The organism is Desulfobotulus sp., assembly GCF_034006065.1.
Taxonomy (GTDB): Bacteria; Desulfobacterota; Desulfobacteria; order Desulfobacterales; family ASO4-4; genus Desulfobotulus.
The window spans coordinates 81,456-93,967 of the sequence record NZ_JAVETM010000004.1; the positions used below are offsets into that span (position 1 = coordinate 81,456).

10 protein-coding genes are annotated in these 12,512 nt (G+C 56.4%); 8 read left to right on the top strand and 2 right to left on the bottom strand.

Features of this window, described 5'->3' with window-relative positions; translation table 11 throughout:
* Positions 1–106: 106 nt before the first annotated feature.
* Positions 107–661, top strand: coding sequence for a GerMN domain-containing protein (locus RBR60_RS03350; RefSeq protein WP_320354438.1), 555 nt, complete (start codon positions 107–109; stop codon positions 659–661).
* Positions 658–2,688: an elongation factor G gene (gene fusA, locus RBR60_RS03355; RefSeq protein WP_320354439.1), complete on the top strand. Its 2,031-nt coding sequence runs from the start codon at positions 658–660 to the stop codon at positions 2,686–2,688. The genes RBR60_RS03350 and fusA overlap by 4 nt, the downstream gene beginning before the upstream one ends.
* Before the next feature lie 13 nt (positions 2,689–2,701).
* Here fusA and RBR60_RS03360 read toward each other — a convergent pair whose 3' ends face one another.
* Positions 2,702–4,144 carry a M48 family metalloprotease gene (locus RBR60_RS03360; protein ID WP_320354441.1) on the bottom strand — a complete coding sequence of 481 codons (1,443 nt, stop codon included), beginning with the start codon at positions 4,142–4,144 and terminating at the stop codon, positions 2,702–2,704.
* Between the two features lie 151 nt (positions 4,145–4,295).
* Between RBR60_RS03360 and RBR60_RS03365 the strand changes: the two genes are divergently transcribed.
* The 6 genes from RBR60_RS03365 (at position 4,296) to RBR60_RS03390 (ending at position 11,989) form a co-directional block, all read left to right on the top strand.
* A complete protein-coding gene (locus RBR60_RS03365) occupies positions 4,296–5,060 on the top strand; it encodes an AAA family ATPase (protein ID WP_320354443.1) in 765 nt (254 codons plus the stop codon).
* Between the two features lie 66 nt (positions 5,061–5,126).
* On the top strand, positions 5,127–6,023 hold the full coding sequence (locus tag RBR60_RS03370) for a ParB/RepB/Spo0J family partition protein (protein WP_320354445.1): 897 nt from the start codon (positions 5,127–5,129) through the stop codon (positions 6,021–6,023).
* A 17-nt stretch (positions 6,024–6,040) separates the two neighbouring features.
* Positions 6,041–7,768, top strand: a complete 1,728-nt coding sequence (ispH, locus tag RBR60_RS03375) for a 4-hydroxy-3-methylbut-2-enyl diphosphate reductase (protein WP_320354447.1) — start codon at positions 6,041–6,043, stop codon at positions 7,766–7,768.
* Between the two features lie 53 nt (positions 7,769–7,821).
* Positions 7,822–8,364, top strand: a complete 543-nt coding sequence (locus RBR60_RS03380; RefSeq protein WP_320354449.1) for a MarR family transcriptional regulator — start codon at positions 7,822–7,824, stop codon at positions 8,362–8,364.
* A gap of 143 nt (positions 8,365–8,507) precedes the next feature.
* Positions 8,508–10,715 carry a FapA family protein gene (locus tag RBR60_RS03385; RefSeq protein ID WP_320354450.1) on the top strand — a complete coding sequence of 736 codons (2,208 nt, stop codon included), beginning with the start codon at positions 8,508–8,510 and terminating at the stop codon, positions 10,713–10,715.
* Between the two features lie 344 nt (positions 10,716–11,059).
* On the top strand, positions 11,060–11,989 hold the full coding sequence (locus RBR60_RS03390; protein ID WP_320354452.1) for an acyltransferase: 930 nt from the start codon (positions 11,060–11,062) through the stop codon (positions 11,987–11,989).
* A gap of 63 nt (positions 11,990–12,052) precedes the next feature.
* Here the strand turns inward: RBR60_RS03390 and RBR60_RS03395 are convergent, their stop codons facing one another.
* Positions 12,053–12,343, bottom strand: coding sequence for an integration host factor subunit alpha (locus tag RBR60_RS03395; protein ID WP_320354454.1), 291 nt, complete (start codon positions 12,341–12,343; stop codon positions 12,053–12,055).
* Between the last annotated feature and the right edge of the window lie 169 nt (positions 12,344–12,512).

Consider the following 12,512-nt stretch of genomic DNA (forward strand, 5'->3'; position numbering starts at 1 on the left):
GAAAATTCCTGCATCCGCAGGAGAACCCATGCCGCCCTGCGCAGCGGGGTTCCTTATTTTCTTGCCCTGACGACCCTAAGGCCCCCTTCATCCCCATGGAGTGCTCATGAAACTTTCTCCCCTCCCTGTTCTGGTCATCGGCGCCCTTCTCCTTGCCCTTGGCTTCTGGGCAGGGACATGGATGTCAGGATCCGATCCGGAAAAACAGCCTGCGGCCCGGCGTTCCCTGCCCGCAGAGGATGACAGAGAAAGGGTCTACCTTTATTTTATCGATGCTTCGGATCAGTATCTTTTTACAGAAACCAGAGACATGCTTCTCAGAGGAAGCCCCGGAGAAAAAACCCGCAGCATTTTCGAAGCCCTGGCAGCCGGGCCTGTGGGAGAAGGTGCATCTCCCTTGCCCGAAGACTCTCAGCTTCTGGCCGTTTACATGGATGGGGACATGGTTGTCTTGAACCTTCACCCCGCCATCCGGGACAACCATCCCGGCGGCAGTCATGCGGAGCTCTACACCATTTATGCCCTTGTGAACTCCCTTGTAATCAACGTACCGGAAATCCGAAAGGTGAAACTCCTCATTGCCGGCCAGGAACAGGATACTCTGGCAGGCCATATCGATATCCGGCATCCCCTTACCGCCAATATGATGATTGTACGATGACTCAGATCAAACTCTCCCAGATTCGCAATATCGGCATCATGGCCCACATTGATGCGGGCAAAACCACGGTTACCGAACGCATCCTTTATTATACGGGGCGATCCCACAAACTCGGTGAAGTGCATGACGGCGAGGCCATCATGGACTGGATGCCCGATGAGCAGGAGCGGGGCATCACCATCACCAGCGCTGTCACCACCTGTGAGTGGAAGGATACCCGCATCCAGGTCATTGACACCCCAGGCCATGTGGACTTCACCATTGAAGTGGAGCGTTCTCTCCGGGTACTGGACGGAGCCATCGGCGTTTTCTGCGCTGTGGGTGGCGTACAGCCCCAGAGTGAAACCGTGTGGCGTCAGGCTGACAAATACCATGTCCCCAAAATCGCCTTTGTCAATAAAATGGACCGCATTGGCGCAGACTTTGACGGGGTGATCCGCCAGATCCGGGAAAAACTCGGCGCAAATCCCATTCCCGTGGCCCTGCCCCTGGGATCCGAAGACCGCTTTTCCGGTATCATCGACCTCTTACTGATGAAGGCCGTTATCTGGGATGAGGCCTCCTCCGGCACCACCTACACCCATACGGATATCCCCAAGGATATGGAGGAAGAAGCCCGGGCAGCCCGGGACAAACTGCTGGAGGCTGTGGCGGAAATGGATGACGCCCTCATGGAAAAGTACCTGGGGGAAGAGGAAATTTCCACAGAAGAAATCCAGAGTGTCCTGCGTAAAGCCACCATAGGGCTCAAGGCCGTCCCCGTACTCTGCGGCTCTGCCCTGAGAAACAAAGGCATCCAGTCCCTTCTCGACGCCATTGCCGCCTACCTTCCCAGCCCTGCGGACATTCCACCCGTGGAGGGCGTCATCCCTGGCACCGAGGAAAAGGTGCATTTTGCCCCGAAATCCGCAGAACCCCTTTCCGCACTGATCTTCAAGGTCGCCATGCCCGAAGGCCGTAAGCTTGTGTACGCAAGGATTTATTCGGGAAAACTCAAAGAGGGAGACGAGGTCTTCAATCCCACCCTTAACCGCAAGGAAAGGGTTTCCCGGATCCTGCTCATGCATGCCAACAAAAAGCAACGCATTGAATCCGCAGGCCCCGGAAGTCTTGTCGGCCTTGTGGGCCTGAAGGATTCGGCCACAGGTGACACCCTCTGCCGCGCCGACCATCCGGTTATGCTGGAACGCATTGACATTTACGAGCCGGTCATTTCCCTTGCCATCGAACCCAAAACCCATGCGGACCAGGAAAAACTGGAGCAGGTCACAGCCAAGCTTCTGGACGAGGATCCCACTCTGCGGATGAAACAGGATCCGGACACAGGCCAGACCATCCTTTCGGGCATGGGCGAACTGCACCTCGAAGTCATTGTCAGCCGCATGTCGAGGGAATTCAACACCCAGGTCAATGTGGGCCGTCCCCAGGTTGTACACAGGGAAACCCTGGCCGCAGAATCCAAAGGGGAAGCGGCCTTTGAGCGGGAAATCACGGGTGTGCGCCATTTTGCCAAAATCAGCCTGCTCCTGCGGCCCCTGGAACGGGGGGCTGGCATACGCTTCACCTCCCGCCTGCCCGAAGGTCGCCTGAGACCCCAGCTCCTTGGGGCTGTGGAAAAGGGCGTCCGCGAAGGATTTGGATCCGGCCCCCACATGGGCTACCCTGTCACAGACCTTGAGGCCTTCATCCTGGATGCGGAAGTCCGGGAAGGCTGCGATACGGAGTTGGCCTTCACCATTGCTTCGGCCATGGCCTGCCGCCAGGCGCTGATGCAGGGAGAAACCCTTTTGCTCGAACCCATTATGAATGTGGAGATTTTTGTACCGGAACAGCATATGGGCGAGGTGATCGGCGACATCAACAGCCGGGGTGGAAAAATCGAGGGCATCACCCCCAAATCCGGCATCCAGGAAATCCAGGCCGTGGTTCCCCTCAAGAAGATGTTCGGCTATTCCACGGATCTGCGCTCCGCAACCCAGGGCAGGGGGAACTATACCATGGTCTTCTCCCACTTTGACGCCCCCTGACAAAAAGGAGAGGTCAGCGTTTCTGGGCCGCCTGGCTGCGCAGCCCTCTGCGGACCTCCTCCCGCCTTTTTTCGGCATCCGCCCGCTCCGGAGCCCCCTCCGGAAGCAGGGTCAGGCTGCGAGCATAATGGAACTCCGCATTGGCAAAGTCCCGGAGACCTTGGTGGTAGCGTCCCAGATGGTAATGGGCCAGGCCATCCTTTCCCATCTGTCCCCAGACTTCTCCTGCGGCATAGTGGGCGCCGATGAGGTCCGGTGCCATTTCCATCACCCGATCCAGGGTCTGGATCGTCTTTTCATAGCGGCCCACTGCCGCATAGGCCCGGCCCAGATCAAAAAACACTTCCGGGTCTCCGGTTTCTGGGGCGACAACCTCCAGAAGCCCGATGGCCGCCTCCGGACGCCCCGCCCGGTAACGCACCCGTCCGAGATCCGCCAGAACCAGGGGATCCATGGGGCTTTTACGGGCAACGGCTTCCATGAGGGCAAGGGCTTCCTCCCGCTCCCCTTTTCGGATCAGGGCCAGGGCCAGGGCATGCTGCACAAAAAGATCTTCGGGATCCTTCACCAGGCCCTGACGCAATTGGTTCACGGCCATTTCCACATCTCCGTAGCGCCCCAGCAGACGGGTGCGGATTTTTCTGAAACGGATAGGGTCCGAAGGATCCGCCTTGGGAGAATGGGTCAGGGTTTTCTGCCGGGACTCCAGCCAGGAAGCCACAAAGGCAATGCGCTCTTCCGTACCCGGATGGGTTCTCAGGTAGATCGGCACATCATCTGTGGTATACCACTCCTGGCCACGGATCTTGCGCAGTACCCGCAAAAGTCCTTCTCCGCCATAACCCGCCGCACTGAGATAGCCGAGGCCCCGTTCATCGGCCTGACGCTCATTCTCACGGGTATAGGATAAAAGGGCCGAGTGCCCCGCAGCCTGGCTTCCCAGAATCAGTCCCACGGCGGCATCGGGGCTGGCACCTCCCAGAGCGGCCAGAATCCCTGCGGCCATACCGGCGAGGGTGCCCATGCCCACCTTACGGGACCGGCTCACCAGCTCGGAAATATGACGGCAGCTCACATGGGCGATCTCATGGCCCAGGATCCCGGCCAGTTCCGCTTCTTCTTCCATGGCCAGAATCAGGCCCGAATGGATATAAATATGGCCGCCGGGACCGGCAAAGGCATTGTAGGCCGGGTCCAGCACCACATCAAAGGTCATGGGAAAGGGAGGATCTTCCAGGGTATCCACAATCCGCCGCCCCACTTCCCGGACATAGGCCGTGATCACAGGATCCCGGACCAGGCGCTGGGAGGCCTGGATGTACTGCACAAACTCCTTGGCCAGCACTTCCTCCTCCTGCAGGGTCAGGGAAAAGGCCGGTAAGGAAAGCCCGAGGATGGCAAAGGGCAAAACAAGGACCCGAAAAACACGGTTGACAGCCTGCTGTAAAAGGGACATGAATCGTCCTTTCCGTCATGGATTGCGGCCTTTGGAAACAAGCCCACAAGACCCGCCGCTTCCCGCATCAGCCCCTTTGCACGGGCTTCCTGCGCCGTCCCCGGAATCCTTGCTTTGCAATTCACAGGAACTATGGTAGAGGCATCTTGTTATGACACAGATCATCTGCATCGCCAATCAGAAAGGAGGAGTGGGTAAAACCACCACAGCCATCAATCTTGCTGCGGCCCTCGCCCTCTCCGCCAAAACCACCCTTCTTGTGGACTGCGATCCCCAGGCCAACGCCACCACGGGCATTGGCCTCGACAAGTCCGGACTTAAAAAGACCCTCTACCATGGTCTCATTGGCGAGGCCGAGGCTGTGGATCTCATTGCCACCTGTGACATTGAAGGGCTGCACATTCTCCCCTCCCGGGTGGAACTCATCGGTTTTGAAGTGGAAATGATGGGTGCAGCAGACAGGGAAAAGCTTCTGCGCCGTCTCCTGGAACCCCTGCGGGGACGTTACGATTACATCCTGCTGGATTGCCCCCCCTCCCTAAGCCTGCTCACCCTCAACGCCTTTACCGCTGCGGACACCGTACTCATTCCCCTGCAGAGTGAATTCTATGCCCTCGAAGGCCTGGGGCAGCTGCTGCAGACTGTCAAGCGGGTGAAAAAGAGTCTCAATACGGAACTGCGCATTGCAGGTATTCTCCTCACCATGTTCGACGGTCGCACCAACCTTTCCACCCAGGTCGCCGAAGATGCAGAACAGTACTTCAGGGATCTGATCTTCAAAACCCGGATCCCGCGGAATGTCCGCCTGGGGGAAGCCCCCAGCTTCGGTCAGTCCATTTTCACCTATGCCCCTGCATCCAAGGGAGCCCAGAGCTATATGGAGCTGGCCGAAGAAATGATGGGGCTCAGCCCCTGATCCTCCGTCCCCCAAAACGCGCATCCTCCGCCCCAGGGCCGGGGGATGCTGTGGAACGATCCCAACATGACAGACTCTGAATCTTACCGGAAAACCAGAAAAAAAAGCGGTCTTGGACGCGGGCTCTCCTCCCTCATACCAGACATTGAAGCTGCGGATAAGGCCCTTACCCAGCCCCAGACCCCGGAAACCCTTCCCATTGACGCCCTGCGGCCCAACCCTTTCCAGCCCCGCACCCATTTTGATCCCAAAAGCCTCGAAGAACTTACCGCCTCCATCCGTGAGGAGGGCATTCTTCAGCCCATTCTTGTCCGCGAGACTTCCGCAGGCTATGAGATCATCGCAGGAGAACGCAGGGTCAGGGCCGCCCGCATGGCAGGGCTCGCCACCGTTCCTGTCATCTTCAGGGACCTGGATGATCGCCGCATGCTTCAGATTTCCATTGTGGAAAACATCCAGCGCAGCGCCTTAGGCCCCATGGAAGAGGCCAGGGCCTATCAACGCCTGGTCAGCGAGTTTGCCATGACCCAGGAAGCTGTGGCTCTCTGCGTGGGCAAAAGCCGCTCCAGCATTACCAATTTCATCCGTCTGCTGCAACTGCCCCGCGAGGTGCAGACGGCGCTGGAAGAAGAACGTCTTTCCATGGGTCACGGACGTGCCCTTCTCGCCCTGGAAGATGAGATCCTCCTTCTGACCGTCTTCCGGGAAGTCCTCGAAAAGGGTTTGTCTGTCCGGGAATGCGAGGCGCTGATCCGGAAAAAACTCAACCCGGAACGCCCCTCTTCTTCTCCATCCTTTCCCCTTCCCGAAGAGTACCGGAAAACTGCCCAGCGCCTTTCCCGGTCCTGGGGAACAAGCATCCGTATCCGGGGAGACCGCAATGCGGGAAAACTGGAAATTCCCTACACCAGCGCCGAAGCCTTTGAAAATCTGATCCGAAAACTGGAAAGTCTCGGATCCTGAACCCCTTTGGAAACGTCATGCATATTCAGATCGCAAAAACCGCAGGATTTTGTATGGGCGTCCGCAGGGCCGTGGACATGGCCATTGACGCCGCCAACCAGACCAAGGGCTCCATCTGCACCTACGGCCCCCTCATCCACAATCCCCAGGTGCTGGATATTCTCAAGGAAAAGGGCATTCCCACCCTTTACCAGATTCCGGAAAAGGGCGAAGGCACTGTGATCATCCGGGCCCACGGCGTACCTCCGGATACCCGTGAAAAACTGGAAAAAGCAGGCTTCCGGGTGATGGACGCCACCTGTCCCAGGGTCATCAAGGTGCAGACCATCATCCGCAAACATGCCCAGTCCGGCTTTCATGTCATCATCGCAGGGGATGAGGATCACCCGGAGGTCACCGGTCTTCTGGGTTATGCCGAAGGCCGGGGGCATGTCATTGACAGCATCGAAAAGCTTGCCGCTCTGCCCTCCTTTGAAAAGGCCATCCTTGTGGCCCAGACCACCCAGAATACCCGCTTTTATGCCAGCGTACGGGAATGGGTAAATACCTCCGCCCCCCATTATAAGGTCTTTGACACCATCTGCGACTCCACGGAAAAACGCCAGGCTGAAACCCTGGCCCTGGCAAAGGAAGTGGATCTCGTTCTGGTGCTCGGAGGCAAAAATTCCGGCAACACCCAGAGACTGGCGGAAGTGGCGGCGGAAGCAGGCACACCCAGCCTGCACATTGAATCTGTGGAAGAAATGGATCCTTCCGTTCTCAGGGGAAAAAAGCGCATCGGCATCACCGCAGGCGCTTCCACTCCCAACTGGATTCTGCGTCAGGTGGTCAATACCCTGGAGCAGTTGTCCTCGGAAAGCCATGCCTTGCAGGGAAAGCTTAAAAAACTCCAGCATCTTCTGCTCAGCACCAACATCTACCTCTCCCTCTGCGCCGCCGCCCTCACCTACGCGGCCAGCGTACTTCAGGGTTTTCCCCACGAGATCCGCTATTCCCTCATCGCAGCCTTTTATGTACTTTCCATGCAGATTTTCAATACCCTCACCAGCATTCCCTCAGACCGGTACAACAATCCGGAAAGGGCTCAGCTTTATGAAAAGGGTCGCAGCTTCTTTTTCATCCTCGCCACCCTCACAGGCCTCGCTGGGTTGGCCGCAGCCTTACAAGCAGGACTTTTTCCCTTTCTCCTGCTCTTTTTCATGTCCCTTTCCGGCATTCTCTACAACGCCCCCCTCATCCCTCCGCGTTTTCAGGTTTCCCGCATCCGGAGCTTAAAGGATATTCCAGGCTCCAAAACCATCCTCAGCGCCATGGCCTGGGCCATGGTCTGCGCCCTTTTGCCTTCCATCGGCATCCGGGGCTATGCAGATGCGGCAACCCTGGGAGCCCTTGTCTTTGTGGGCATTCTGGTTTTTGTTCGCACCGCCTTCTTTGATATTCTTGCCATGCAGGGCGACCGCATTGTGGGCAAGGAAACCCTTCCCATTCTTCTGGGAGAGAAAAAAAGCCTGCAACTACTCAATCTCCTCCTCACCGCGCTTTCCCTGGGGTTTTTTCTCCTTGTCGCGCTGGAGATCTTTCCCTTAGCAGCCCTTCTCCTTGTAACGCCGCCCTTCCTTCTGATATGGATGCTGGGAGCGGAGGCCACAGGCCGCATCACCGCAGATGTTCACCTGGCCTTTCAGACGGAAAGCCTTTTCATTCTGACAGGCCTTCTTGCCGGCATCACCCGCATCCTTTCATAAGGGATGCCTCTTGCCTTTGGGCATTGTAAGGACGTCAAGGAGCTTTTTTTATCATGTTCCCCAACGAAAACGATCCGCGCAACCTTTCACGGGAAGTCCTTGTGGCCCTGCGCCGCATCACCCAGGCCATTGACCTGCACTCCCGTCAGCTGGTGCGCAGCCATGGGCTCACCGGGCCCCAGCTCATCATTCTTGAGGAAATCGCCAGACACCAGGAAATTGCGGTTACGGAACTGGCCAGGGCCATCAGCCTCAGTCAGGCCACGGTCACCGGAATTCTCCTCCGCCTGGAACGCCAGGGGCTTGTTTCAAGACTCCGGGGTACCCGCGACAAACGCAACACCCTCATCTCCATCACCCAGAAGGGAAAAGCCATCCTTGAAGAAGCCCCCCCCCTTCTTCAGGAAACCTTTGTCCGGTGTTTTGCCCAACTTCCCCAGTGGGAACAACTCATGATCCTTTCCAGTCTGCATCACATCGTGCACATGATGCAGGCAAAAAGCATTGACGCCTCCCCCTTCCTCGTCACCGGTCCCATTCACAAGGATCCGGACCCGGAAGAGGTCTGCCATGTTCCCCGTATTCTTAAGGGCTGAAAAAAGACTAAAGAAATTCATCCGAACCAACGATCTGCTGTACTGAGGATAAAAAAGCATGGCCTGAAGCCACAGAAGCCCGAAAAAAACTTAATCCTAAAGCATGCAAAAATCCCTGCATGCGCACAAGGGAACATCTGCCTATGTCTGCCCCCCTTTTTTGCATCTGTGGAGCCTGCAATGTTCAGCACACCTTTCCCTCTTCCCGCCAGGGAGAAAAGACGGAGTGCACGGCCTGCGGCGCCCCGATGCGGATCCCTGCGGGCAGTCTGCCCCTTATTCTCCAACTGGCCCTGCACGCCGGAGAAATTCAGGCGGAAGCCATCCCAGAACTCATGACCCGCTTTCAGGATCTGCGTGCCACAAACCCCAAGGCGGATATGCTGGAGGTACTCAGACAGCATCCGGGCATGACGGAAAATCGTATCCGGAAACTCGAAACCGCCCGCAGACTCTGGCTTCAGCGTAACCGGGAAAAACGCTTTGCCGCCGCCGCCCTCCGCCTCAACTGGCTCCGCCAGGAAAACCTGGACCAGGCCTTTGAAATTCAGAAAATCATTTTTCAGAAAAACGGAAAAATGCTCGGCCTTGAGGAAATTCTCGTACAAAAAGGATTTCTTCGGCCTGAGCAGCAGGAAGCCATTGCCAGGGCCCTTGAAAAGGCCCAGCCCTCCCAGGAAAAAATGCCGGAACCAGCCCCCCCTTCTCCTCCTTCCGAAAAAACCCCGGAAAAGGAAAAACCCCTTCAGGAAGACGCCCCTTCCTCCCTTCCTGGGGAATCCCTGGATGAGGCCCTGATTCTTCACATTTCCGAAGACAATCTCGAAGCCTTCATTGAAATGGCAAGACCCATGCCCGAATCCACAACGGCCCAGGACATCCTGACCTGGATTCAGGCCAAAGATATTGCCTTCGGCCTGGTGGACATCAGCCTCATCGAGGGCTTCATCAAGTTTGAAATGGTCCGCCGTTCCCGCTTCAAGGTCGCCCAGGGCAAAGCCCCCCAGCCGGGTCGCGACGGAAGTGTACGCATTCACTTTCCTTCGGATTTTCTTTCCAGCGGTGCCGTACTCAGCGAAGATGGACGCATTGATTTCAGGCAAAGGGGCAGCATCCCCCACGTGGCCCAGGGTACCCTCCTTGCAGAAAAAACCCCGGCCATCAAAGGACAGGTAGGCATTGACGTCTTTGGCCACATGCTCCCTGTGGAAGCGGTCATTGATCCCCCCCTCAAGCCCGGAACCGGAGTCTACACCAGCGAGGATCGGACAAAAATTTTTGCAAAAATCAATGGGCAGCCGACCCTGCGCGCCTCAGGCGAGGTTTCCGTGATCGATGAAATTCTCATCAAAGGGGATGTGGGGTATGAAACCGGCCATATCCAATATGGCGGCAAGGTACGTATCCTCGGAAAAATCCCTGCGGGTTTCCGGGTGGAAGCCCACCAGGTCACTGCGGAATCCGTGGATGGGGGTCTTATTCTGGCCAAAGGCGAAGTGGTGATCACCTCTGGTGTCACAGAAGGCGAAATACACACCGAAGGTGACGTCCGCGCCCGGTTTATCAATAAATCCAAAATACGAGCCCTGGGCAACGTGGTGGTGGTGGGTGAGGTCATTGATGCGGATATTGCCTGTTCTGGGGGTTGTGATATCCGCCTGGGCAAGGTGATCTCTTCCCGCATCGCAGCCCGGCAGGGCATTGAGGCCCACACCATCGGCACGGAAGTGTCGCCCCCCTCCACCATAACCATCGGTGTCGATCTCCCCTTGCAGGAAAAACTCGCCCAGGCGGACAAGCACATTCAGCAAAAAAGAGATCTTCTTGCAGAAAACCAGTCCCGCCTTGCCGACCTTGAAGCCGAGGAAAAAGCCCTCCTTGCGGGCATTACCGAATCCGCCCAGATTCAGGACCGCTCCGGCCTGAGGCTCAGGCTCATTGAAAAAGGCCGTCTGGAGGAAGCGGAAACCCACAGCGCAGAGGTCCCCACCCTGACCCGGACCCTTAAGGCCGCCATGGACAATGCGGAAAAAAAACTGGCCGCCTTTTTCAGTCGTCAGGACGCCCTGGAAGAAGACAGGCAAAAAGTGGAGGCGGATATCCAGAGTTCTCAGGAGGCTCTGGACGAAGCCCTTCAGGAGAAAAAAGCGCTTGAGATCTGGTCGGAAGAACGTCAGCCCATTCCCCTCCTTCGCATCAATGGCAAGGCCCACCCCGGCACCCGCATTGTGGGACCCAAAGCCCAGGCCGCACTTCAGGAGATCTGCTCCGCCGCCATGATCCGGGAAGTGGAAATCTCGGATGCGGAAAACAAAGAGTATGTGATACGCATTGTGCGCCAGCGGCCGTAAGCTTGCCCTGTGCGCCTTCTCCCGTTTGGACTAAAATCCTGGGCTTTCGCCCCATGAAAAACGCTTTCCGGATCTCTCTTAAGTGAGGGGGGGCTTGCCGGTTGGAGTCGTCTTTAAGCCTTCCAAAGCCTTCTCATTCTCCCCCTCCACGCGCAGCGGAAAACCCGGATCACCCTGCAAACCCCATTTGTCAAAGGAATGTAAGCAGCCTGCAAAGGGCTTGAACCTTCCGGAATCCACTGTTATAAATGAGTCTTACACCATGACCTGACAAAGGGGCCCGTACACCCCAGGCCACTGCCCAGGTCCAGAGGCCAGCTTCCCCCCTCACATAAGGATACACCATGCATGTCCTCGTTCCCCCCGCCCTGAAGGGTCTTCTGGTTATCAGCATCATTGCCCTCTCAACCCTCATCCACTTTGTCCCCCTGCTCTTCATTGCCTTTTTGAAACTCCTGATCCCCTGGAACCCCTGCCGCATTCTCTGCACCCGCATTCTCATCCACATCAGCTTCAGCTGGATCCGCGTCAACAATTGGGTCTTTTTTCTTTTTCACAAGACCCGGTGGGAGGTGCGAGGCGGTGAGGATCTTTCCCCTGAGGGTTGGTATCTTGTTCTCTGCAACCACCAGAGCTGGGTGGACATCCTGGCCCTTCAGAAGGTTTTCAGCAGAAAGATTCCATTTCTTAAATTTTTTCTCAAACAACAGCTCATCTGGGTCCCTGTCATGGGCTTGGCCTGGTGGGCCCTCGATTTTCCCTTCATGAAACGCTACAAAAAAGAGTATGTGCTCAAGCATCCCCATAAAAAAGGCAAAGATCTGGAAGCCACCCGCAAAGCCTGCGAGAAGTTCCGCACCACACCCGTTTCTGTCATGAATTTTGTGGAAGGCACCCGCATCACAGAGGCAAAGCATCAACGCCAGAAGAGTCCCTTTCAGGGACTTCTGAGACCCAAGGCCGCTGGAACGGCCTTTGTACTCTCCGCCATGGGAGAACAGATGAACAAAATCGTGGATGTCACCCTTGCCTACCCCCAGGGGATCCCCACCTTCTGGCAGTTCATCTGCGGCAAGACCCCTCTGATCCGCATGCACATTCAGACCCTGCCCATCCAGGAGCATCTCCGGGGTGACTATTTTAATGATGAAGCTTTCCGCACTTCCTTTCAGAACCAGCTCAATACCCTGTGGTCGGAAAAGGAAAAACGCCTTGCCCGCATGCAGGCGGCAGTCTGGGTGGAGTCCGATCAGGAAAAACAGCAGGCTGCCTGAAAAAATTCTCCCCTCCCTGGAACCCTGCTTTGTTTTTTTGCGTTCCAGGGAGGAAAGGCGTCATCAGGGACCATTCTCATTGATGCGATCCCGCAGCACAGCCGAACACTTGAAGGTCACCACCTTCCGCGCATCAAGGACCATATCTTCTCCTGTGGCCGGATTGCGTCCTTTTCTGGGATGTTTCTCCTTCACACAAAACTTTCCAAAACCGCTGATCAGCACATCTTCCTGGGATTCAAGGCTCCGTTTCAGGATCTCAAGGAGAATTTCCACAATCTCGATACTCCGCTTCCGCGGAACATTCATGCGTTCCTGAACAGCATCCACCACATCATTTTTGGTCAAGGTCATTGTTGTTTTCCCTTTCCAGCGTATCCACCCGACGGACTTCGCAGCATGTAAAAAAAATTTTTATGTGCAAGCCTTCACACCTTCGCATTTAAAAAAAGTCTAGACTTTCCTCCCAAGAGTTCCCAGGCATCTGATTCTGTCCCGGCCGTGGGACTTTCACCTTTCGCAC